Raw genomic sequence first — 23,271 nt, 5'->3', positions numbered from 1 at the left:
TATGACAAGATGGCAGATGAAATTTAGATATTTTTATTACGTCATTGTGTGTCGTTTTTTAATTGTATATTTACGCTTATGAAAGCCGTTTATCATTACACATGCCATTCGGGCGGGGCAGAGGGAGCCGATTCGTATTTTGAATTTTTTTCAAAGAAATTTCACGTGCGGGTTGTGGCTTATTCCTATCGAACAAAGTTTCACAACTCAGAAAATAAATACGAATTAACTACCGACGAATTCAATGAAGGCGTTGAAAACGTACTGAAAGCAAACGAAGTTTTAAAGCGTTCTAAAATAAATCAATATTTAAAATTTTTGGCTAGAAACTGGTTTCAAGTGAAAAATGCTGATGAGGTTTATGCAGTTACCAATCTAAAATTAATAAACAATCGTTTGCAAGTAAAAGGCGGCACCGCTTGGGCAGTGCAAATGGCTATAAACAGCGGCAAAAAAGTGTTTGTGTATGACCAGCAAGCGGCACAATGGCTGTATTGGGATACCTATTATTTGAATTTTAAACCGCTTACAGAACTACCAAAAATAAACGCAAGTAATTTTGCAGGAATAGGCACGCGAAACATCAATCTGTTTGGCATAGAGGCTATTGAAGCTCTTTTTAAAAATACTTTTGATACGAATTATGGCAAGTAAACACAATTTAATTAGCAGATTAACCCGCATTGTAGAACTTTTTCAGCTACATGGCAGCAGTGGTTTGTCTTTTGATGAGTTAAACAATAAACTAAAAAATGCGTTTGTAGATGAAGATCACAGCGTGTCTTTGCGAACCTTTCAGCGCGATTTAAAAGATATTGAATCGTCTTTAAAAATTAAAATTATTTTTGATAAAGTAAAAAAGAAATATCTTTTGGTGCAAGATGAGTTGCAAAACACTTCAAAAAACACACAATTGTTCACTTTGGAAAGTTTAAAAATGTTGCACATTGCCCAAGATGTTTCTGCCAATAATTTTATTTTAATCGATGAACGCAAGGCAACTGGTTTAGAAAATTATAATTGCATTAAAGATGCGATTTGCTCAAAAAAACATTTAGAGTTCAATTACCAAAAATTTGATCAATACAAAAGCGACCGTAGAAAATTGATGCCTTTGGCTTTGAAAGAAAGCAAAAAGCGTTGGTATGTGGTGGGATTTGAAATAAAAAACGGTTCCAAAATACCGGCACTAAAAACGTTTGCACTAGACCGAATGTATGATTGCGAAGCCACCACCGAATTTATTTTAAAAGATACAATAGACGTGCATAAACACTTTGCTCGTTTTATGGGAGTTACCACCAAACCGCTGGAAGGATTCAGTGAAAAAGTAACGGTGATCCTAGAAACATCCATTGAATATGGGAAATATTTCAGCACGTTGCCAATTCATCCTTCCCAAAAAACCGAAATCGAAAACGGTAAAACCATTATTACCTTGCAGTTAATTCCTACCATGGAGTTGGTGTCTGAAATCCTTTCGCACAATCACCAAATAAAAGTGATCCAACCCAAAGAATTAATCCATATTATTAAAAAAACACTTTCGCAAAATTTAAAACAATACAATTAAAATGGCATCAAAAAAGGCTATTTTAAAAAAATCACATACTTTTGCTTTTCAAATAAAAAAAGAATGGCAAAGAACTTAGTGATTGTAGAGTCGCCTGCAAAGGCAAAAACAATAGAAAAATTTTTAGGGAAAGATTATCAGGTAGAATCAAGCTTTGGGCACATTGCCGATCTGCCTTCTAAAGAGATTGGTGTTGATATTGAGAATAATTTTAAACCAAAATACGAAGTTTCTGCCGATAAAAAAGCTGTAGTAAAAAAATTAAAAGATTTATCAAAAAAAGCCGAAACGGTTTGGTTGGCATCCGATGAAGACCGCGAAGGAGAGGCAATTGCATGGCATTTAGCAGAAGAATTAAAGTTGAAAGAACAAAACACAAAACGTATTGTTTTTCATGAAATTACCAAAACAGCCATTCAAAAAGCCATCGAAAATCCGCGTACCATTGATTACAATTTGGTAAATGCACAACAAGCACGCCGCGTTTTAGACCGTTTGGTGGGTTATGAATTGTCGCCAGTTCTATGGAAAAAAGTGCGCGCAGGTTTATCTGCCGGTCGTGTGCAATCGGTTTCGGTTCGCTTAATTGTAGAGCGCGAACGCGAAATAGAAAGTTTTCAGACTGAGTCATCATTTCATATTGCTGCAGAATTTGTGGCGGCAAACGGGAAATCGTTCAAAGCAAAATTGCCAAAGAACTTTAAAACGCAAAACGAAGCGCAGGCTTTTCTTGAAAAAAATATAAATGCCACATTCAAGGTTTCCGATTTAGAAACCAAACCGGCAAAAAAATCTCCGGCAGCACCGTTCACCACTTCCACATTGCAACAAGAAGCATCGCGCAAGCTGTATTATTCGGTTTCGCAAACCATGATGTTGGCACAGCGCTTGTACGAAAGCGGGTTGATTACTTACATGAGAACCGATAGCGTAAACTTATCACAAGATGCTATAAAAGCTGCCGAAACAGAAATTGTAAACGTGTATGGAAAAGAATTCAGCAAACCTCGAAATTTTTCCACCAAGGCAAAAGGCGCACAAGAAGCCCACGAAGCTATTCGCCCAACAGATATGTCGCGCCATTCGGTAAATGTCGACCGCGACCAAGCTCGTTTGTATGAACTCATCTGGAAGCGTACACTTGCTTCGCAAATGAGCGATGCACAGCTAGAGCGTACCAATGTAACTATTGTTGCAGATAAGCACAACCAGCATTTTGTTGCCACAGGTGAAGTGTTGCTTTTTGAAGGCTTTTTAAAGGTTTATTTGGAAGGAAACGACGACGAAGACGAAGAACAAGAAGGGTTGTTGCCTGCCATGAAAGTAAACGAGCCTTTGCAGAATAATTACATCACTGCAACAGAACGTTTCTCAAGACCACCTGCGCGCTACACCGAAGCGGCTTTGGTAAAAAAGTTAGAGGAATTGGGAATTGGTCGCCCGTCAACTTATGCGCCAACCATTTCAACCATTATTGCGAGAAATTATGTGGAAAAAGGAACTGCCGAAGGTACCGAGCGCAACTATCAATTATTGCGTTTAGAAAGCGGAAACATCAAAACAAGCACACAAATAGAGAAGGTAGGTGCTGATAAAGGAAAATTAATTCCTACTGATATCGGAAATATTGTTACCGATTTCTTGGTAAAGAATTTCGCAACCATTTTAGATTATAATTTCACAGCCCGCGTGGAAGGTAGTTTCGATGAGATTGCCGAAGGAAATTTAGATTGGACCAAAATGATGAATGAATTTTACAGTCATTTTCATCCCAATGTGATCGATGTGGAAAAAAATGCCGAGCGCGAATCAGGCGAACGTATTTTAGGAAAAGATCCCAAAACAGGAAAACCCGTATTGGTGCGTTTAGGGAAATTTGGTCCTATGGCGCAAATTGGCGATGCTGAAGACGAAGAAAAACAATTCGCAAGTCTAAGTCCTACCCAAAACATTGGAACAATAACCTTAGAAGAAGCCTTAACTTTGTTCTTGTTGCCCAAAAACTTAGGAACCTATCAAGGCGAAACAGTTGAGGTAAACAACGGACGATTTGGCCCGTATGTGCGCTATGCAGATATGTTTGTTTCATTAGCCAAAGGCGAAGAACCGCTAGATGTGAGCCTGGAACGCGCTATTGAATTGATAAAAGAAAAGCAAAAAGCCGATGCGCCTATTGCTATTTATCAAGGATTGCCTGTTCAAAAAGGAGTGGGACGTTTTGGACCGTTTATCAAATGGAACAATATGTTTATCAACGTAAACAAAAAATACAATTTTGATGCTCTTTCTCAAGCAGATATTGAAGAATTAATCGCAGATAAGCTTCAAAAAGAAAAAGATAAAGTAATTCACGATTTTAAGGAAGAAGGCATTCGTGTAGAAAAAGCACGTTGGGGCAGATCGGTAATCTTGCAAGGAAAGGTAAAAATTGAATTAAGCAAAGATGTAGATGCAGCTGCTTTAACCTTAGAAGAAATTCAAAAACTGATCGAACAAAAAGCTCCAGCAAAAAAGACGGCTGCAAAAAAATCGACAGCTAAAAAAGCATCCACAAAGAAAACAACAACAAAAAGCACAAAACGTACAACAAAAAAATAGCAACAGATGATGTACGAAATATTAACGCCTATTTCTAAAGAATTAGAACAACTTATCGATACCTTGCCGCAGCATTCCTTAGGAAAAACAATGGCAATTCATAAGCAAAACGCATTTCCTGATCTTGAAAATGTGCAGTTGGCATTGATTACCGTAAACGAAAACCGAGGCAGTTCAGGAACCACCAATCAAGTGGGTTTTGATACGTTTCGAAAAAATTTCTATCAACTTTTTCCTGGTAATTGGACAAAAAAAATGGTAGATTTGGGAACAATTCATGCCGGCGAAACCATTCAAGATACCTATGTGGCCATTAAAATGCTGGTGACCGATTTGCTAAAACAGCGTATTGTACCCATTGTTTTGGGAGGATCGCAAGATTTAACCTATGGGCTTTATCGCGGTTATGATGCCATGGAACAAAATGTGAATTTGGTTTGTATTGATAATAAAATAGATGTGGTGAACGATGTGGAAAATCCGTCGGAAAATTTCATGACCCACATTATAATGGATACACCGGCAAATTTGTACAATTTCAGTGTGCTGGGGTATCAAACCTATTTTAATTCGCAAGAAGAAATCGATTTGATAGATAAAATGTATTTTGAAGCCTATCGATTAGGAGAATTGATCACCGATATAAAAATTGCCGAACCGGTTTTGCGTGATGCAGACATTGTAAGTTTAGATATTCATGCGATAAAATCGGCCGATTTAGGATTTTTTTCAGAATTTTTTCCAAACGGTTTTGATGGGCGAGAAATCTGTGCATTAGCACGTTACGCGGGATTAAGCGACCGTGTAAGTAGCTTTGGAGTTTTTAATATTGATAATATATCAGAAAAAAGTTTGCTAATTACTCAAATTTTATGGTATTTTGTTGAAGGATTTAATTTTAGAATGAATGAATATCCTTATATTAGCAAATCCAGTTACATGAAATACATTGTTCCATTAGAAGAGCAAGAATTGATTTTTTTTAAAAGCGATGTTTCAGAACGCTGGTGGATCGAAATTAACAGTTTAGTGGATGCCAATCGCAAAGTGTTATTCCCTTGTAGCTATGATGATTACAAGCAATCTTTGCAAAATATAGTGCCAGAAAGATGGTGGCGGGCAAACAAAAAACTGCTAGGATAAGAATGTTTAAAATTAAATTGTTAAATATAAATTAAATTTTTTTTTAAGATTTCGTTGTATATTTAAAAATAATTAAATAGGTTTACGCTTTGAATAATTTTTAAAATAAAACCCCAATTAATATATGAAGAAGTTCATTACACTTTCTGCGGTTGCCTCGCTTTTGTTCAGTTGTGGTTCTGGTGACAGAGGAGAACTACTAGATGGAGTACAAGGGAAACGTTGGATTACCGAAAAGCCACAGGGAATGGCTTTTATTCCAGGTGGATCTTTTACAATGGGTAAAACTCACGAAGATTTACTTGGTGCTGAAGATGCCCCTGCACGCACTGTTACAATTGGTTCAATGTACATGGATGAAACGGAAATTACAAACAACCAATACCGTAAGTTTGTAGAGCACGTTAAAGATTCTATTATCAGAACCCGTTTAGCTATTATGGCAGATGAAATGGGTATGGATGCTACTGCAGGTGGAATTGGAGCGTTTGCATTTCAAGAGGTTCAAGATCCATCATTAAATCAAAATCAAACAGCATACGATCGTTATATGTATGATAACTATTACAGTATGGCAATGGATGATGATGAATATGCTGGTCGTCGTTTAAACAAAAAAGCACGATTAATAACAGACCCTCGCCGCTACCCAGATGAATACTATGTAGAGGTGATGGATTCGTTATACATTCCTGCAGACCAAAACTTAAACGGAATGGTTACCTTCGATGTGAATAAATTAAACTTTAAATATTCTTGGTGGGACGAAAACGCATACATTAACGATTCTTCGAACGAGGTAAGAAACCGTCAGGCTAAATTCCTTAAAACAGAGATCGTAAATGTATATCCTGATACTACTGCTTGGGTTAAAAACTTCAACTATTCCTACAACGAGCCAATGTTTAAAGAATATTTTTGGCATGAAGCGTATGGTGAGTACCCAGTAGTTGGTGTTACACATCACCAAGCAAAAGCATTTGCAGCTTGGAGAACATTATACAAAAAAGCATACACATCAGATAGAAACATGGATCATAACTTATATGAATACCGCGTTCCAAGTGAATCTGAATGGGAATATGCAGCTCGTGGAGGTCTAAAAAGCGCAATGTATCCTTGGGGTGGTCCTTACACCACTGATGAAAAAGCTTGTTTCTTAGCAAACTTTAAACCAGATAGAGGTGATTATGCAATAGATGGTGCATTATACACAGCAGAAGCACGTTCATACAAGCCAAATGGTTATAACCTTTATAATATGGCGGGTAACGTAGCAGAATGGACAGATTCGTCTTATGATGAAGAAAGTTACATTTTACAATCTAGTTTAAAACCAAAAGGAAGAACAACTTCAAACCCAATGAAAGTGGTTCGTGGAGGTTCATGGAGAGATCCAAGTTATTTCCTACAAGTAGCAACTCGCGATCGCGAAAATGCAGATTCAGCTCGTTGTTATATCGGTTTTAGAACTGTAGTTTCAGCTCCAGGTCCAGGATTGTTAAACGAGGCAAATACTCCTCAAAGTGGAAGAAACGCAAAATAATTTATACTTAAACATTTAACTAACTAAAATTAAATATTATACAAGATGGCTATACCTAAAAAAGTAATGAATTTCTGCTACGGTATGGGAGCAGCAGTTGTAATCGTAGGTGCATTATTTAAAATCACACATATGGAATTGGGACCTTTAAACGGTAATAATATGTTAACTGTAGGTCTATTAGTAGAAGCATTAATCTTCGCAATTTCAGCTTTTGAACCAGTTGATGAAGATTTAGATTGGGCAAGAGTGTACCCTGAATTAAAAGGCGGAGAGCCTCGTGCAATGCAAGTTGCAGGTAATGTAGGAGTAACTGGTACGGTTTCAACTTCTGCAGTTGGTGGATCTTCATCATCTCAAAGATCAACAGCTCCTGCATATGCAGCAGCGTCAGTATCTTCTCAACCAGCGGTTGCACAACCAACAATGGAAAGAAGTTTATTGTCTGAAAAATTAGATAATATTTTGAAAGAAGCTAAAATCGATGGAAACTTAATGGAAAGTTTACGCGACAGTATCAAAAACTTTGAATCGGCAGCAAAAGGAATTGCTCCAACTGTTGATGCAGTTGCTTCTTCAAACAGATATGCAGAGGAAATGGCTACGGCGGCTTCTCAATTAGAAACTTTAAACACAATGTATAAAGTACAATTAGAGAGCGCTACTAAAAATGCAGACATCAACAGAGAGGTTGCAGAAAACAACTTGAAATTGAAAGAGCAAATGATGTCATTAACATCTAATTTATCTACATTAAATGCAGTTTATGGTGGAATGTTATCTGCTATGGGAAAAACAGCTAATTAGTATTAACTCTTAAAAAAATCTAATTAGATATGGCATCTGGAAAACAAACCCCTAGACAAAAGATGATTAACCTGATGTATCTTGTGTTCATCGCTATGATGGCCCTAAATATGTCAAAAGAAGTGTTAACCGCTTTTGGATTAATGAATGAAAAGTTTGAATCAGCAAATGCAAATGCTGAGGATACAAATAAAGTATTACTTGCAGGCTTGGCAATGAAAGCTGAAGATGAACCTGCACGTTATACCGATCCTTATGAAAAGGCAAAACAAGTTGAAAAGCTTTCCACAGAATTTTATAATTATATAGGTTCTTTAAAAAGCGATGCAACTAAAGGTTTTGAAATAGACTCGGAAACAAATAAATTGCCTTACGAGCAAATGGACAAAGGTCAAACAATTGACTATGGTTGGTTTGAAGGTGAAGGATTATCTGCAAAAGGTAAAGAAATCATGGGACGTATTGCAAAATACAAATCTGATTTTAAAGCTATTGTAGGAAACGATGTTAAGTATAAATTTCTTGTTGATGATATTGAGAAGAGATTTAATACAAGTGATGTTAAGAATAAAGATGGAAAAGATATTCCTTATTTAGATTATCACTTTAAAGGTTATCCAGCAGTTTCTTCTTTGGCTTATTTATCATCAATGCAAAACGATGTGCGCCAATTAGAGCATGAAGCATATAACTTATTCCTTGGAAATTCTTTAAAGCAAGCTGCTTCAATGAAGCATTACCAAGCAATGGTTATTCCTGATAAAGCAGTTTATTACCAAGGAGAGCCTATTAAGTATAAAGTAGTATTGGGTCGTTATGATACTTCAACTGTTCCAACTTCGGTTGTGGTAAATGGAGCAACTATTCCTCAATCAAGAATTAAAGCAGGTCAGGTAGAAGGAACTTCTACTGCGTCTGGCTTAGGAGAGCATAAATTTACTGGTAAATTTACGTTCATGGAAGATGGTGAACCGATTGTAGTAGATATCTTAAACTCTAACTATATGGTGGTTAGCCGTCCAAGTTCTGCAACCATTTCAGCAGATAAAATGAATGTAGTTTACATTGGATTAGACAACCCTATCTCTATTACTGTGGAAGGAATCACATCTGATAAAGTTACTGCTTCTGCTACAAATGGTTCTTTAAGAAAAATTGGTAACGGTAAGTTTATGTTTAAACCTACTGCTGGTAAAGAAGCTGTAATTACTGCAACAGGTACTATGCCTGATGGAAAAGCAATTTCATCAAAGCAAGTATTTAGAATCAAACCATTGCCTCGTCCTCGCGGATTTATCCGAAATGAACCTAATGCTAAAGGACCTGCAAGCAATTTTGCTATATCAACTGTTACTGCTAAAATGGAAGATTTTGACTTTGATGTAACTTTGAGAGTAACTCAATACACCATTGTATTCCCTGGTATTGGTTCTCAAACTGTTAATGGTGGTGGTGCACTTCCTCCTGAAGTTCAAGCAAAAGCAAACCGTTTGCGTCCTGGTGATGTAGTACGAATCACAAACATGAAAGTTAAGTTGGTTGAAGCTCCTGAGGTAATTGTAAAAGACCCAACAGACGCAACTTATACAATACAATAAAAAATTCGAATTTATGAAAAATATTAAGAATTTATTTTTAACGGCTTGTGCAGTATTTGTTTCAGGTGCAACCTTTGCACAGAACAATATTTTAAATGCACAGTCGCCTAATGAGATTGGTGATGAATCAATCGAAGAAATCTATGCAAAGGCTGACGGACCTATACCTTATGAGTACGTGAATGATCGCGATATTATTTTTCAGAAAAAAGTATGGGAAGTATTGCCTTTAGACCAAAGACAAAATTTGGTGTATTATTTTCCAATGGAAGAAACCATGGATCGCAAACCATTATGGAACATTTTAAAAGATGCCGTAATGAACAAAAAGATCAATGAAGTGTATGAAGACGAGAATTTTAAGTTTAAATTAAATATAAAAGACTTAGAATCTAAATTTATGCGTAAGGATACAACAGAGTATGGTAAAGAGCAATTAATGTTAGAGGGTAAAATTGATGAGCAGTATATTTATACTACAGTAATTAGGCCTAATGACGTTCAAGAATACCGTACGATGGGTATGTGGTATTTAGACCGCAATGCAGGAGAGTTAAAATACCGCTTGTTAGGTTTGGCACCAGTTGTAACAGATATAAATACTAAAGGTAGAGAGTTTGAACAAGCTGTTCCTTTATTCTGGATTTTCTTCCCGGATGCACGCGATGTGTTATACAATTCGTATGCTTATAATGAGAAAAATCCGGCAATGAAGATTAACTTTGACTACCTGTTCAATGCACGTAAGTTCTCTAGTACAATTTATAAGGCGGACAATATTTATGGAGACAGAAATATTAGCGACTATGTACAGGGTAATGCCATGATGCAATTATTAGAAGCAGAGCGTATCAAAGAATCGATCCGAGAATTTGAAGATGATTTATGGAATTACTAATTTTGTAATCTAAACTATAAAACTCTTATCATTTGATAAGAGTTTTTTTTATTATTATGAAAGTTGATTATTTAATTGTAGGTGCTGGATTAGCTGGCGTTTGTTTTGCGGATTTTTGTTGGCAAAACAATAAATCGTTTGTGGTAATAGATCATGGAAAACGAACTTCCTCTCAAGTTGCTGGTGGTATGTTTAATCCATTGGTTCTAAAAAGATTTACTTCGATATGGGAGGCCGATGATCAAATCGCTTTGGCCCATAACTTTTATCCGCAAGCGGAGAAATTACTGCAAGATTCTTTTTACTATAAAGTACCTATTTACAGAAAATTTGCATCAATCGAAGAGCAAAATAATTGGTTTTTAGCATGTGATCATCCTTTGACAGCTCCACATTTGAATGTGCAGCTTAAGAAAGAAGAGATTCCGCATATTGATAGTCCCTTTTTGTTCGGAGAAGTTTATAACACCGGATTTTTAAATGTAGGTCGGTTTATAAATGCCTATCAAAGGTTTCTCAAAACGCATGAACTATTCCTTGAAGAGGAATTTATTTATGAGGACGTATATATGAAATCTGAAGGAGTTATTTATAAAAATGTAGAAGCGAAACATTTAATTTTTGCCGAAGGTTTTTCCATGCATAACAATCCTTTTTTTAATCTTTTACCTTTAGATGGAACAAAAGGAGAATTGCTTTATGTACGAATTCCAAATTTGAAGCTGCATAGCATCGTTAAATCAAACATATTTATCATTCCTTTGGGAGATGATATGTACAAGATTGGTGCTACTTACGATTGGGCTGACAAAACCGATGTTCCAACACAGCAAGCAAGGGCAGAACTTTTAGAAGGATTAGAAAAGTTGATTTCTTGTCCGTATGAAGTGATAGATCATGTGGCAGGAGTCCGCCCCACTGTTAAAGACCGCAGACCTTTGGTGGGTGCTCACTATCAATACAAAAATATTCATGTTTTAAACGGTTTGGGTACACGCGGCGTGCTATTAGGGCCGTATCTTGCAGATAAATTGTATCAAAACATAGAAAATAATGTACCTTTGGATCACAATATCAATGTAGCAAGATATTACAAAAAATTACAATTAATAAAATAGCAATATGCTTAATATACACGATTTGTCGGTTGCGTTTAGCGGCGATTTTTTGTTTGAAAATGTAACTTTTCGCTTGGGAGCTGGCGATAGAGTAGGTTTGGTAGGGAAAAATGGGGCAGGAAAATCTACCATGTTAAAAATTCTTTCGGGCGAAGTTGAACCAGATTCCGGAACCATTGCGTTTGACAAAGAAATTAAAATTGGTTTTTTAAAGCAAGATATCGATTTTGTAAAAGGAAGAACCATTTTGGAGGAAGCGTATCAGGCTTTTGATGAAATTCAGTATGTGGAGAAAGAATTGGCAAAATGGAATGCCGAATTGATTAACAGAACCGATTATGAATCAGAAGCATATCACGAAATTATTGAAAAAGTAAGTGATTTAACTCATCGGTTTGATATTTTGGGTGGTTATTTATATCAAGGAAACACCGAGAAAGTATTGTTGGGTTTAGGGTTTAAACGTGCAGATTTTGATCAATTAACCGATACTTTTTCAGGGGGTTGGCGCATGCGTATTGAATTGGCAAAACTATTGCTTCAAAACAATGATATTTTGCTATTAGATGAACCCACAAACCACTTAGATATTGAATCGATTATATGGTTGGAAACCTTTTTAAAATCATTTTCAGGAGCTGTGGTGTTGGTATCGCACGATAAAATGTTCTTAGACAATGTCACCAACCGAACCATAGAAATTTCATTAGGAAAAATCTATGATTTCAATAAGCCCTACACACAATATTTGGTTTTAAGGCAGGAGATGCGAGAAATGCAGTTGGCGGCTCAGAAAAATCAAGCTAAAAAAATAGAAGAAACCGAAAAATTAATCGAGAAATTTCGATATAAAGCCACTAAAGCTTCCATGGCGCAATCTTTAATTAAAAAGTTGGATAAAGTGGAACGGATTGAGGTAGATGAAGACGATAATTCTGTGATGAATATTTCTTTTCCAGTTTCAATCACACCCGGAAAAGTAGTTTTAGAAATGGAAAATGTGCAAAAAGCATTTGATGATAAAATTATTTTTAAAGACATTAACCTTTTTATTGAACGAGGAAGTAAAATAGCTTTTGTAGGGCAAAATGGTCAAGGAAAATCTACCCTGATCAAGGCGATAATGAATGAGTTTGATTACCAGGGAAACATTAAGATTGGACATAATGTACAATTGGGATATTTCGCACAAAATCAGGCAGATTATTTAGATGGCGAGAAAACACTTTTAGATACGATGATTGATGCGGCCACAGATGCAAATCGATCAAAAGTACGCGACATGTTAGGCTCGTTTTTGTTTCGGGGCGATGATGTGGATAAGAAAGTAAAAGTATTATCGGGTGGTGAAAGAAATCGTTTGGCATTGGCCATGTTGCTTTTAAAACCGATTAATGTGTTGTTGATGGATGAGCCAACGAATCACTTGGATATAAAATCGAAGAATGTATTAAAGGCAGCATTGAAAAATTACGAAGGAACGTTGCTTTTGGTTTCCCACGACCGTGATTTTTTACAAGGAATGACCGATAAGGTTTATGAGTTTAAAGATCAAAAAATAAAAGAATATTTAGGCGACATTAATTACTTTCTAGAAGAACGCAACGCCAGTGATATGCGCGATTTTGAACAGAAGAAAGAACAAACTGCAACGGTAAGCGTTAAAGAAGTTCAAAAAGTTGAAAAATCGCTTTCATACGACGAACAAAAACGTATAAAAACATTAAACAATAAGTTAAGCAAAGCAGAAAGCATCATAACCGAATTAGAAAAGAAAATTGCAAAAGCCGACTTAGAATTGGCCGAGAACTATGAGCAATTAATGAATGATAGTAAATGGTTTGCTGCCTACGAAAAATTGAAAACCGATTTAGAACAAACCATGCAAGAATGGGAACAGGTTCAAGAAGAAATAGATGCTATATAAAAAAAGGCTGCATAAAATGTGCAGCCTTTTGAATTTATATACCCTTCGGAATAGCGTCTATCAACTTTTTTGTATAAGCTTTTTCAGGGTTGTTTAACAGCTGATCCGCTTCGTTTTGTTCCTCGATTTTTCCTTTGTTCATCACGATGATCTGATCGGAAATATATTTTACAACTGCTAAATCGTGGGAAATAAACAGATAAGTAAATCCAAAATTATCTTTTAAATCATTTAGTAAATTCAAAACTTGGGCTTGCACCGAAATATCCAATGCCGAAACAGATTCGTCGCAAATTATTAATTTCGGATTCACCGCAATGGTTCGTGCAATACCTATTCGCTGGCGCTGACCTCCCGAAAATTCATGTGGATATCGGTCGTAATGTTCAGGTAATAACCCTACTTTATCCAATAATTCCAGTACTTTTTCTTTGCGTTGCTTGTTATTATCGTACAATTTATGCACTTTCATTGGCTCTAAAATAGCTTCGCCCACTGTTATTTTTGGGTTTAAGGAAGCAAATGGATCCTGAAAAATAATCTGAATTTCTTTTCGCAGTTCTTTTAATTCGCTTTTCGATAATTTGGTAATATCCTTATCTCTGTAAAAAATCTGTCCTTTTGTAGCAGGATCCAACTGTAAAATGGCATTTCCTAATGTAGATTTTCCACAACCGCTTTCACCAACCAAACCTAGTGTTTCGCCTTCATACATCTTAAAACTTACGTTGTTTACCGCCTTAAAATAATCGTTCGACTTGAACAAATGTGTTTTTAAAAGATATTCTTTCGCTACATTTTCAACGCGAAGAAGTGGCTTTTGTGCGTAGAGTTTTTGCAAATGGTTTTCACGCTCTTGGGCTGTTATTTCGGGCTCGTGTGGTTTGTTGTTTAAGTAATCCTGAATAGTTGGCAATCTTCTTAAACGCACATGGAGGGATGGACGAGAAGCGATCAATGCTTTTGTATAAAGATGTTGTGGTTCATGAAAAACTTGTTCCACATTACCTTGTTCTACCACTTCACCTTTGTACATTACTAAGACGCGGTCGCAAATTTCAGAAATCAAAGCTAAATCATGCGAAATAAAAACAACACTCATCTTTGTTTCTTGTTGTAATTTTTTTAGCAATACTATGATTTCTTTCTGAACCGTTACGTCTAGAGCTGTGGTGGGTTCGTCGGCAATTAGCAATTCAGGTTTGCAGGCAATTGCCATGGCAATCATTACTCGTTGCTTTTGGCCACCCGAAATTTGGTGGGGGTATTTATGATAGATTGTTTTTGGATCGGGCAATTTTACTTGCTCAAACAACCGCAATACTTCAGTTTTAATTTCTTTTTCTGAAAGCTGGGTGTGGGTTGCTAAAATTTCAGCCACTTGTTCGCCACATGTTATCGACGGATTTAAAGAACTCATTGGTTCTTGGAAAATCATCGATACTTTTTTACCGCGAATTTTCTGAAATGCCTTATCGGAATATTTGGTGATGTCTTCGTTTTTAAAAAAGATCGATTCAGGATGCACTTTCGAAACATTCTTGGGCAACAATCCCATTACAGCCAAGCTTGAAACCGATTTTCCAGAACCCGATTCTCCAACAATTCCCACAATTTCGTTCGGAAAAACATCAAACGATATTGCGTGAATAACCTCATTCCATTTTTTTTCCTGCAAAAACGAAATGCTTAAATTTTCTACCCTTAAAATCGGTTCTTTCATAAAAAATACTACCCCTAATTATAAAAACTAAAGGTAGTAAAAACAAACTAAACAATTTTTTTAAGCGAATAGTTTTTGGTCATTCCTTGCTAAATCAAGCTACTTTTTGCGTATAATCTTTGGTTACTACAAAATCAATGGGTGTTGAATTGAGTAAATTATCATATACTGGGCAACGTTCTTTGATTTCATCCATCCAAAATTTTAAGGTTGTTAGATCGGCATTGGTTACGGGTTTCACGCTAAGTTCAATCCGCTGAAAACCATTGCGATCTTTTGTTTTATTGCCTTGCTTTTTAGTGGTGTTTATAATTCCTTTGATTTCAATTTGAATCGATTTTAAATCCATGCCCAAGTCATCTGCAACCTGATGTCCCACCATATTGATACACGCTGCAAATCCTGCTAAAAGATATTCAAAATGGGCGTTTGAATGTTTCTTCATATCATTTTGAGTGATTGAAAATTGCAATTCGCTGCTTTTAATGTTTAACTGGCTTTGGTTGGCAAAACTTAATAATGAAATTTGTTCTAGGCTCATGATTACTGGTTTATGGATTAATATTAAATTATTGGGCAAAAAAAAAAATCCCCTGCGGTTGGGCAGAGGATTCACATTATTATATTGTAAAAATGGTTACAATTCAGTGCATACAAAACCTCTGCGGGAATATTTCCACATCTTACAGTTGTTTGTATGTTTTATAAATTGTTGCATTTTAATTTTTATGTCGATCTTTATTTCGGAACAAAATTCTAAATTTATTTTTTAAAAAGAAAATTATTTTTAAAATTTAACATTTTGACATTGAAAATAGAAATATTTTCAGTTTGTTTGAAATTGTTTTTATTTAAACCTACAAGGTTTTTAAAACCTTGCAGGGATTTAAACCGAAACAATTTCAGAATCACTCAAAATAGGTTCATTGCGCATTCTCAAGAAAATTTGTGCAACAGCAACCACATCACGCTCACAATATTTTGAAATTCGGTCGATGTTTTTTTCGTTGTAATATACATTGCGCACTTCGCTACCATCGATATCTTCTTTTGGCGACGGAATGTTTAAAACATAAGTCAATAATTTTAGTGACGTATAATGTTTGTAATCACCAAATTTCCATAGTTCTAAGGTGTCTAAATGCGGAATTTCCCAAGGTTTTCTGCCAAAAAGTTGCAGTTTTTCAGGGATGTTTATTCCGTTGATCAGCATGCGGCGACACATATAGGGAATATCGAATTCCTTGATATTGTGTCCGCAAAACACAAATGCCGGATTGGAAAAATGTGTTTTTACCAGATCATTAAATTCTTCCAACAATTGTTTTTCTTCGCCAATAATCGATTTTGTTCTAAACTGGCGTTCGGCATTTTTAATCGTGAAATATCCTACCGAAATGCAGATGATTTTTCCAAATTCTGCCCAAATTCCTGCACGATTGTAAAATTCTTCGGGTGTTAAATCGTCTTTTCGTTGATACTGCGTTTTATCGGCAAATAATTGTTGTGCTTCTTCGGGCAAATCATTGAAAAATGCTGATTGCGGCACGGTTTCAATATCCAAAAAAAGAATATTTGGTAAAACTATTTTATCAATCATAGTGCTTGGTTTAACATTTTATAGGTTTCATCGATATACACGTACAAATCATTGCTGTGCGGATCGGTTGTAGTCTGCAAGCCTTTGATGTGTCCCAAACGAACAATGATGATGTTGTCTTCGGGAATTACGATGGTGAATTGTCCCAAATGACCGCGCATGTAGTAAATGTGCTTGTTTTTGTAGTTCGATAACCACCAACCATATCCATATTGCGGGCTTTCTTTGAAGCGGGGATTGATTGCTTTAAAAATAAAGCTGGTAGATAGAATTTGTTCACCATTCCAAATTCCGTTTTGCAAATACAATTTTCCGAATCGAGCAAAATCACGCGCATTGCTGGCTACACAACAATAGGCTTTCTCAATTCCGTCGTTTTTATGGTCGATTTGCCACAATGCATCATGTTCCATTCCCATGGGTTGCCAAAAGTGTTTCGACACAAAATCAGCCAAATGCATTTTAGTAGCTTTTTCTAAAACCATTGCCAGTAGTTGCGTGTCGCCACTTTGATAGCTAAATTTCTGTCCCGGTTTTTCATCAATCGGTAAACTCAACATCAGCGAACGCAAATCGGTTTTAAAATAAGCCTGTGTTGTTACAGAAGTTGGTCCGTAATAATTTTCGTCCCATTTTTGCCCCGATGCCATGCTTGCCAAATCGCCAACGGTTACTTCTTTCGCAAATTTGCCCGTTAGTTCGGGTAAAAAGTCAATTACTTTGGTTTCTAAACTTTGAATCATTCCTAAATCAATTGCTTTGCCTAATGCCGATACCACAATGCTTTTCGCCATAGAAAACGAATTGGTTTTACTGTCTTCTTTGCCGATATCAAAATAATTTTCATGAAAAATACTGTCGTTTTTAATGATTAAGAACGATGTAGTTTGCAAGTCTGTATGCGTTTGATTCAACTTTTCGGTAGCCGGAATTTTATTGTAATTTTTAGATAGATGCCAAGGCTGTGCTGTTCCTTTTTTAATTTCTCGATTGTTGAAATACGTGTAATCTTCTAAAAAAGCTGTTTTATGACCAGTTAAATAGGTTACACGTATCCCACGAAGCAAATAGCCATAGCCAAAAATATATAACAAAGCAATAAGCGTTACCAAAATAATAAGTAGCCATTTGAGTGTTTTAAGAATATATTTCATATTTTTTCAGTTTGATAATTAAAGATAACAAAATATATTCATGCTCTGGTTTATTTTTTGTCAGAGATTTTTTTCATTAATTTTTTGGATACTTCTATAGTTATAGTTGTGATAATGGTTTAATATAAAATCTGTGCATCCATTGTAAGATTATTCATCGTCTAACTGAAAGATTTCGTTTACAGTTACTTGGAACATTTTAGACATGCGCAAAGCGAGTTCTACTGAAGGAGCGTATTTCCCGGCTTCGATTGCATTGATGGTTTGCCTTGTAACACCTAATTTTTCTGCCAATTCTGCCTGCGTGATGTTATGAATGGCGCGGAATACTTTAATCTTCGTTTTCATAACTGAATTGTTTTTTATAGATGAATAATTTGGTGTAGTAGAAGATGTTTAAAAAGAGAATAAACGAATAAAAATAAATCATTAAAAAGCTTAAAAATGCCCAGCCATAAATAAAAATTTCACTTAATACTAATAAAAGTATTGTAAAATATGTAGCATAAACCAAAGATTTAAATCTAATAAAAGTAATTAATTCATCTTCAATTTTTTCTTTTGAAAATGCTAAAACAATACCACTGATGAAAAACATGCATTCTATAATTTCATCAGTAATGCTATTTGTTATTATTGAAGAATATTCCGCAGAAGGATTAAATAAATTTCCCTTATCAGAAACTACAGCAAAAACAGATGTTTTTAATTCGGGTAAAGTATAAATTTCTGCAGCTTCTAATAGCATTGCAATGCAAGAAAATAAGAAAAGTACTAATGCCGGAATTTTTAATTTGTTCGGGAATAGATAAATATTTTTCATAATATATAGTTTTAAAAATTGATTCGAATCAAATGTAATAAAAAAATTACATTATGTAAAAAATATTTTACAAATAGTAAAAATAAAAATACTTAATACACTCAGTTCGATAGAAACCACTTTGATATATAGATAAGATACTGATTGGAATGCTGCAAGGTTTTTAAAACCTTGTAGCTCTTTTTTTTAATGATACCTACAAGGTCCAAAAGAAGACCTTGCAGGATTAGTTAATATGTGTTTATGGTTAATTATCAGCGAATTTAGATTCAAATTTGGGTTTATAGTTTTTTTATGAAACCCTGAAAACAATTTCGGGATAATATGAATAAAAAAAGCTCTATAAAGTTTGCACCTTATAGAGCTTTTGGCTTAAAGCATATTGCTTATAACTCTTTACAAATTCTGAAAGAAATCGTTTCCTTTATCATCGGTAATAATGAATGCAGGAAAATCTTTAACGGTAATTTTACGAACGGCTTCCATTCCCAATTCAGGAAAATCTACAACTTCTACACGCAAAATATTGTCTTTAGCCAAAATAGCTGCCGGACCACCGATTGATCCTAAATAAAAACCGCCGTGTTTTGCACAAGCATCAGTAACCTGTTGCGAGCGGTTTCCTTTTGCCAACATGATCATAGATCCGCCGGCTGTTTGAAATTGATCCACATAACTGTCCATACGTCCCGCGGTTGTTGGTCCAAAAGAGCCAGAAGGCATCCCTTCCGGAGTTTTTGCAGGTCCTGCGTAATAAACCGGGTGATTCTTGAAATATTCTGGCATTGGTTCGCCGTTATCTAATAGTTCCTTGATTTTTGCATGGGCAATATCGCGGGCAACAATAACGGTTCCGTTCAACATTAATCGGGTTTTGATTGGATGTTTGGTCAATTCTGTCAAAATGTTTTCCATAGGTTGATCCAAATCAATATGTACGGGTTCTTCTAAATGCGGAGCCGTTTCGGGTAATAATCTTGCAGGATTTGTTTCTAATTGTTCCACAAAAATACCATCGGCAGTAATTTTTCCTTTGATATTTCGATCGGCAGAACAAGAAACCCCCAAACCAACCGGGCAAGATGCTGCGTGGCGTGGCAAACGAATTACGCGCACGTCGTGTACCAAATATTTACCGCCAAATTGCGCACCCACACCTGATTCCTGACAAATTTGCTGCACGCGTTTTTCCCATTCCAAATCGCGAAATGCTTGTCCGGCCATGTTTCCGGTTGTTGGTAAATGATCGTAATACCCCGCAGACGCTTTTTTAACGGTAGCCAATGTAGCTTCGGCCGAGGTTCCACCAATAACCAACGCCAAATGGTAAGGAGGGCAAGCCGCCGTTCCCAAATCCATGATTTTAGCCTTTATGAACGCTTCTAACGATTTTTCGTTTAATAACGATTTGGTCTGTTGATATAAAAAGGTTTTATTTGCTGATCCACCACCTTTTGCCAAGAATAAAAATTCGTACGAATTTCCTTTTTTAGCATAGATATCAATTTGAGCCGGAAGGTTTGATCCCGAGTTTTTCTCTTCGAACATTGAAATTGGAACGATTTGAGAATAACGTAAATTTTTATTGATATAGGTGTTGAAAATACCTTTGGATAAAGCCTCTGCATCATCAATTCCGGTATAAACATTTTCGCCTTTTTTTGCTAGTACAATTGCCGTTCCAGTATCTTGGCACGATGGTAATTCGCCATCAACCGCCACAGCTGCGTTTTGCAATAAGTTGTAAGCAACAAAACGGTCATTGTCTGTAGCTTCGGGATCATCGATAATAGCGCGTAATTTTTCTAAATGCGACGTACGCAGCATAAATGAAACATCGGTCATTGCTGTTTCTGCCAATAATTCCAATCCTTTTGGATCCACCGTTAAAATTTCCCGATTGCCTAATTTTTCAACTTTTACATAATCTGAAGAAATTTTTCGGTACGTTGTATCATCTTTTTGAACAGGAAATGAATCCTGATATAGAAAATCAATCATTTTTAGTGTAATGTTATTTATTAGCGTAAATTTAATGAAATCAGTCTAAAATTTAATTGAATTTCATAAAAAAAAGAGAATGGTTGTTTTATCTTCTGTTCGAAATGTAGTTCATTAATGCTGTTTTTTTTACTTTTAAATAATAGTAATCGTGTATATTTTGTGCCTTTTTGAATAAAGTAAAAAATCTACTTGAGTATAGCAATTAATTCTTTTCGATATTGCGAATGATCGTTAATACCGATATGACCTTGGTTTTTAAGTAGAAAAATAGTGTCTTTATTTTTTATAAGAGGCTTCAATTGCAATGAGTTTTCTGGTGCAATAACATAATCTTTTTCACCATGGAAAATAAAAATAGGACTCTTCACTTTCGATAAATAGAGATTGTTTTGTTTGAAATAATTATCTGTGCATCTGTGGGAATTGTAAAATACTCTTTTGGTTGTTGATTTTGTTAAATTTTGATACAAAAAAAGGAAAGACGTTTAAACCTTTCCTTTTGTAATTATTTCTGACGGAAGTAAATCTCGATCGGTACTCCTTCAAAATTATAAATTTCGCGTAATTTGTTTTCTACAAAACGCTTGTATGGATCTTTAATATATTGCGGTAAATTGGCAAAAAACACAAACTGCGGCACAGGTGTTGGCAATTGCATACAATATTTAATTTTAATGTATTTCCCTTTAATTGCCGGTGGTGGATTGTGTTCAATAATCGGCAACATGGTTTCGTTAAATTTTGATGTTGCGATACGTTGTTTGCGGTTTTCATACACTTCTACAGCTGTTTCTAACGCTTTTAGTAAACGTTGTTTTGTTAAAGCTGATACAAAAAGAATAGGCACATCGGTAAACGGCGCTATTTCTTCGCGTATTTTTTTCTCGTAATCAAACGAGGTCATGGTGTCTTTTTCAACCAAATCCCATTTGTTTACCAAGATTACAATTCCCTTGCGGTTTTTTTCTGCCAACCAAAAGATGCTTTGATCCTGACCTTCAAAACCACGAGTTGCATCAATCACTAAAATACAAACATCGGCATGCTCAATAGCACGCACAGAGCGCATTACCGAGTAAAATTCTAAATCTTCTTTTACTTTTGCTTTTCTACGGATACCTGCTGTGTCCACCAAGTTGAATTCAAAACCAAAACGGTTGTATTTTGTGTCGATCGCATCGCGCGTTGTTCCTGCAATATCGGTAACCACAAAACGATCTTCGCCAATTAAAGCGTTAATAAAGCTGGATTTCCCTGCATTTGGACGACCAACCACTGCAAAACGAGGCAATTCGTCTTTTACTTCTTCAACTTCTGGCAATTCCGGTAAAATTTCAACAATCTTGTCTAATACTTCGCCCGTTCCAGAGCCACTCATTCCAGACATGGTCACGTATTCGCCCAAGCCTAAATTGTAAAATTCAAAAGCATCTTGCTCGCGTTTGGCATTGTCCACTTTGTTAACAACCAACAAAACCGGTTTGGTAACCTTGCGCAACAATTTTGCCACTTCATCATCCATTGGGGTGATTCCTTCTTCCACATCAACCAAAAATACAATCGCATCGGCTTCATCAATTGCCAATTCTACTTGTTTGCGTATTTCAGCTTCAAAAATATCATCTGATCCTTTAATATATCCACCGGTATCGATTACAGAGAATTCTTTTCCGTTCCATTCACTTTTTCCATAATTGCGATCACGGGTAACACCACTTACCGAATCTACTATGGCTTCGCGTCTTTGAATAAGACGGTTAAAAAAGGTTGACTTTCCTACATTGGGTCTTCCTACTATTGCTACAATGTTGTTCATATAATGTGCACTTTTAAAAAGTGTGATTTTTTATTTTTGTTGATATCCGAAACGGCGTAATTGAAATTGGTTGTTTCGCCAATCTTTATTCACTTTTACAAAAAGTTCGATATGCACTTGCTTGTCGAAAAACTTCTCTAAGTCGGCGCGCGCTTCCATTCCCACTTTTTTTAGTGCCGATCCTTTGTGACCAATGATGATGCCTTTTTGGCTGTCGCGTTCCACCATAATCACCGCTTTTATATGAATGATTTTTTCTTCTTCTTTAAATTCTTCTGTTTCGATTTCTACCGAATACGGAATCTCTTTTTGATAATTTAAAAGAATTTTTTCGCGGATGATTTCATTCACAAAGAAGCGTTCGGGTTTGTCGGTTAACGCATCTTTTGGATAATAAGGTGGCGATTCGGGCAGCAATTCTAGAATGCGGTTGAAAACCGTATCCACATTAAAATTGTTTAGTGCCGATATAGGAAGTATTTCTGCGTTGGGAACTTTTTCCTTCCACAAAGCCACTTGTTCTTCTAAATGTTCTTGGTTTGATTTATCGATTTTATTCAACAGCAACAAAACCGGTACTTTTGCATGTGTGATTTTTTTAAAGAAAGCTTCGTCTTTCAATTCGCGTTCGCCTACTTCCACCATATACAAAAGAATGTCCGCATCTTCAAAAGCCGATTTCACGAAATCCATCATCGAACTTTGTAATTCATAAGCAGGCTTGATGATTCCGGGTGTATCCGAAAAGACCATTTGAAAATCGTCGCCATTTACAATTCCGAAGATGCGGTGGCGTGTTGTTTGTGCCTTTGAGGTGATGATGGACAAACGCTCACCAACAAAAGCATTCATAAGAGTTGATTTACCAACGTTTGGATTTCCGATAATATTTATAAAACCAGCTTTGTGCGACATAAATTTCTGTAATAATTTGCAAAGTTAG

At 35.9% G+C, this 23,271-nt stretch carries 19 protein-coding genes; 10 read left to right on the top strand and 9 right to left on the bottom strand.

What is annotated here, in order from left to right:
- The first annotated feature begins 78 nt into the window (after positions 1–78).
- The 10 genes from NPX36_RS02495 to NPX36_RS02450 all read left to right on the top strand — a co-directional run bounded on the left by NPX36_RS02495 (position 79) and on the right by NPX36_RS02450 (position 13,208).
- Entirely contained in the window at positions 79–654 is a 576-nt protein-coding gene (locus NPX36_RS02495) for a hypothetical protein (protein WP_257499852.1), read from the top strand.
- Positions 644–1,573 carry a helix-turn-helix transcriptional regulator gene (locus NPX36_RS02490; protein ID WP_257499851.1) on the top strand — a complete coding sequence of 310 codons (930 nt, stop codon included), beginning with the start codon at positions 644–646 and terminating at the stop codon, positions 1,571–1,573. The genes NPX36_RS02495 and NPX36_RS02490 overlap by 11 nt, the downstream gene beginning before the upstream one ends.
- A gap of 63 nt (positions 1,574–1,636) precedes the next feature.
- Positions 1,637–4,171, top strand: coding sequence for a type I DNA topoisomerase (topA, locus tag NPX36_RS02485; RefSeq protein WP_257499850.1), 2,535 nt, complete (start codon positions 1,637–1,639; stop codon positions 4,169–4,171).
- Positions 4,172–4,177: 6 nt separating this feature from the next.
- Positions 4,178–5,314 (top strand): formimidoylglutamase, encoded by a 1,137-nt coding sequence (locus NPX36_RS02480; protein ID WP_257499849.1) that lies wholly within the window; start codon positions 4,178–4,180, stop codon positions 5,312–5,314.
- 124 nt (positions 5,315–5,438) lie between these two features.
- The gene (porK, locus tag NPX36_RS02475) at positions 5,439–6,860 is read left to right on the top strand and encodes a T9SS ring complex lipoprotein PorK/GldK (protein WP_257499848.1); all 1,422 of its coding nucleotides are present in this window, start codon (positions 5,439–5,441) and stop codon (positions 6,858–6,860) included.
- A gap of 45 nt (positions 6,861–6,905) precedes the next feature.
- Complete coding sequence (gene porL, locus NPX36_RS02470; protein ID WP_257499847.1) at positions 6,906–7,667, top strand: type IX secretion system motor protein PorL/GldL; 762 nt, start codon at positions 6,906–6,908, stop codon at positions 7,665–7,667.
- Positions 7,668–7,696: 29 nt separating this feature from the next.
- Positions 7,697–9,265: a type IX secretion system motor protein PorM/GldM gene (gene porM / locus NPX36_RS02465; protein WP_257499846.1), complete on the top strand. Its 1,569-nt coding sequence runs from the start codon at positions 7,697–7,699 to the stop codon at positions 9,263–9,265.
- Positions 9,266–9,278: 13 nt separating this feature from the next.
- Positions 9,279–10,163 (top strand): type IX secretion system ring subunit PorN/GldN, encoded by an 885-nt coding sequence (porN, locus tag NPX36_RS02460; protein ID WP_257499845.1) that lies wholly within the window; start codon positions 9,279–9,281, stop codon positions 10,161–10,163.
- A 56-nt stretch (positions 10,164–10,219) separates the two neighbouring features.
- Entirely contained in the window at positions 10,220–11,281 is a 1,062-nt protein-coding gene (locus NPX36_RS02455) for an NAD(P)/FAD-dependent oxidoreductase (protein ID WP_257499844.1), read from the top strand.
- Between the two features lie 4 nt (positions 11,282–11,285).
- Positions 11,286–13,208 carry an ABC-F family ATP-binding cassette domain-containing protein gene (locus NPX36_RS02450; protein WP_257499843.1) on the top strand — a complete coding sequence of 641 codons (1,923 nt, stop codon included), beginning with the start codon at positions 11,286–11,288 and terminating at the stop codon, positions 13,206–13,208.
- Positions 13,209–13,242: 34 nt separating this feature from the next.
- Here the strand turns inward: NPX36_RS02450 and NPX36_RS02445 are convergent, their stop codons facing one another.
- From NPX36_RS02445 to era, 9 genes are all read right to left on the bottom strand, one after another.
- Positions 13,243–14,931, bottom strand: coding sequence for an ABC transporter ATP-binding protein (locus NPX36_RS02445; RefSeq protein WP_257499842.1), 1,689 nt, complete (start codon positions 14,929–14,931; stop codon positions 13,243–13,245).
- Between the two features lie 94 nt (positions 14,932–15,025).
- Positions 15,026–15,472: an OsmC family protein gene (locus NPX36_RS02440; RefSeq protein WP_257499841.1), complete on the bottom strand. Its 447-nt coding sequence runs from the start codon at positions 15,470–15,472 to the stop codon at positions 15,026–15,028.
- Positions 15,473–15,817: 345 nt separating this feature from the next.
- Entirely contained in the window at positions 15,818–16,531 is a 714-nt protein-coding gene (locus tag NPX36_RS02435) for a 3'-5' exonuclease (RefSeq protein ID WP_257499840.1), read from the bottom strand.
- Positions 16,528–17,685: a serine hydrolase domain-containing protein gene (locus tag NPX36_RS02430; RefSeq protein ID WP_257499839.1), complete on the bottom strand. Its 1,158-nt coding sequence runs from the start codon at positions 17,683–17,685 to the stop codon at positions 16,528–16,530. The genes NPX36_RS02435 and NPX36_RS02430 overlap by 4 nt, the downstream gene beginning before the upstream one ends.
- A 150-nt stretch (positions 17,686–17,835) precedes the next feature.
- Positions 17,836–18,033 carry a helix-turn-helix transcriptional regulator gene (locus NPX36_RS02425; RefSeq protein ID WP_257499838.1) on the bottom strand — a complete coding sequence of 66 codons (198 nt, stop codon included), beginning with the start codon at positions 18,031–18,033 and terminating at the stop codon, positions 17,836–17,838.
- Positions 18,017–18,508 carry a hypothetical protein gene (locus tag NPX36_RS02420; RefSeq protein ID WP_257499837.1) on the bottom strand — a complete coding sequence of 164 codons (492 nt, stop codon included), beginning with the start codon at positions 18,506–18,508 and terminating at the stop codon, positions 18,017–18,019. The genes NPX36_RS02425 and NPX36_RS02420 overlap by 17 nt, the downstream gene beginning before the upstream one ends.
- 396 nt (positions 18,509–18,904) lie before the next feature.
- Positions 18,905–20,506: a fumarate hydratase gene (locus NPX36_RS02415; RefSeq protein ID WP_317618273.1), complete on the bottom strand. Its 1,602-nt coding sequence runs from the start codon at positions 20,504–20,506 to the stop codon at positions 18,905–18,907.
- A 511-nt stretch (positions 20,507–21,017) separates the two neighbouring features.
- Entirely contained in the window at positions 21,018–22,328 is a 1,311-nt protein-coding gene (der, locus tag NPX36_RS02410) for a ribosome biogenesis GTPase Der (RefSeq protein ID WP_257499835.1), read from the bottom strand.
- 30 nt (positions 22,329–22,358) lie between these two features.
- The gene (gene era, locus NPX36_RS02405; RefSeq protein WP_257499834.1) at positions 22,359–23,243 is read right to left on the bottom strand and encodes a GTPase Era; all 885 of its coding nucleotides are present in this window, start codon (positions 23,241–23,243) and stop codon (positions 22,359–22,361) included.
- Positions 23,244–23,271: the final 28 nt, after the last annotated feature.

The organism is Paenimyroides aestuarii, assembly GCF_024628805.1.
GTDB classification, from domain to species: domain Bacteria; phylum Bacteroidota; class Bacteroidia; order Flavobacteriales; family Flavobacteriaceae; genus Flavobacterium; species Flavobacterium aestuarii_A.
Note: the sequence above shows the minus strand (reverse complement) of the source record. Positions and strands in the feature narration are given on the sequence as shown.

Bases quoted from the DNA above. Each gene is read 5' to 3' on its own strand.
- NPX36_RS02480 (WP_257499849.1), top strand. From the start codon at position 4,178: ATGATGTACGAAATATTAACGCCTATTTCTAAAGAATTAGAACAACTT.
- NPX36_RS02430 (WP_257499839.1), bottom strand. From the start codon at position 17,685: ATGAAATATATTCTTAAAACACTCAAATGGCTACTTATTATTTTGGTA.
- era (WP_257499834.1), bottom strand. From the start codon at position 23,243: ATGTCGCACAAAGCTGGTTTTATAAATATTATCGGAAATCCAAACGTT.
- NPX36_RS02435 (WP_257499840.1), bottom strand. From the start codon at position 16,531: ATGATTGATAAAATAGTTTTACCAAATATTCTTTTTTTGGATATTGAA.
- der (WP_257499835.1), bottom strand. From the start codon at position 22,328: ATGAACAACATTGTAGCAATAGTAGGAAGACCCAATGTAGGAAAGTCA.
- NPX36_RS02420 (WP_257499837.1), bottom strand. From the start codon at position 18,508: ATGAAAAATATTTATCTATTCCCGAACAAATTAAAAATTCCGGCATTA.
- NPX36_RS02490 (WP_257499851.1), top strand. From the start codon at position 644: ATGGCAAGTAAACACAATTTAATTAGCAGATTAACCCGCATTGTAGAA.
- NPX36_RS02445 (WP_257499842.1), bottom strand. From the start codon at position 14,931: ATGAAAGAACCGATTTTAAGGGTAGAAAATTTAAGCATTTCGTTTTTG.
- NPX36_RS02425 (WP_257499838.1), bottom strand. From the start codon at position 18,033: ATGAAAACGAAGATTAAAGTATTCCGCGCCATTCATAACATCACGCAG.
- NPX36_RS02440 (WP_257499841.1), bottom strand. From the start codon at position 15,472: ATGAGCCTAGAACAAATTTCATTATTAAGTTTTGCCAACCAAAGCCAG.
- porM (WP_257499846.1), top strand. From the start codon at position 7,697: ATGGCATCTGGAAAACAAACCCCTAGACAAAAGATGATTAACCTGATG.
- topA (WP_257499850.1), top strand. From the start codon at position 1,637: ATGGCAAAGAACTTAGTGATTGTAGAGTCGCCTGCAAAGGCAAAAACA.
- NPX36_RS02450 (WP_257499843.1), top strand. From the start codon at position 11,286: ATGCTTAATATACACGATTTGTCGGTTGCGTTTAGCGGCGATTTTTTG.
- porL (WP_257499847.1), top strand. From the start codon at position 6,906: ATGGCTATACCTAAAAAAGTAATGAATTTCTGCTACGGTATGGGAGCA.
- NPX36_RS02495 (WP_257499852.1), top strand. From the start codon at position 79: ATGAAAGCCGTTTATCATTACACATGCCATTCGGGCGGGGCAGAGGGA.
- porN (WP_257499845.1), top strand. From the start codon at position 9,279: ATGAAAAATATTAAGAATTTATTTTTAACGGCTTGTGCAGTATTTGTT.
- porK (WP_257499848.1), top strand. From the start codon at position 5,439: ATGAAGAAGTTCATTACACTTTCTGCGGTTGCCTCGCTTTTGTTCAGT.
- NPX36_RS02455 (WP_257499844.1), top strand. From the start codon at position 10,220: ATGAAAGTTGATTATTTAATTGTAGGTGCTGGATTAGCTGGCGTTTGT.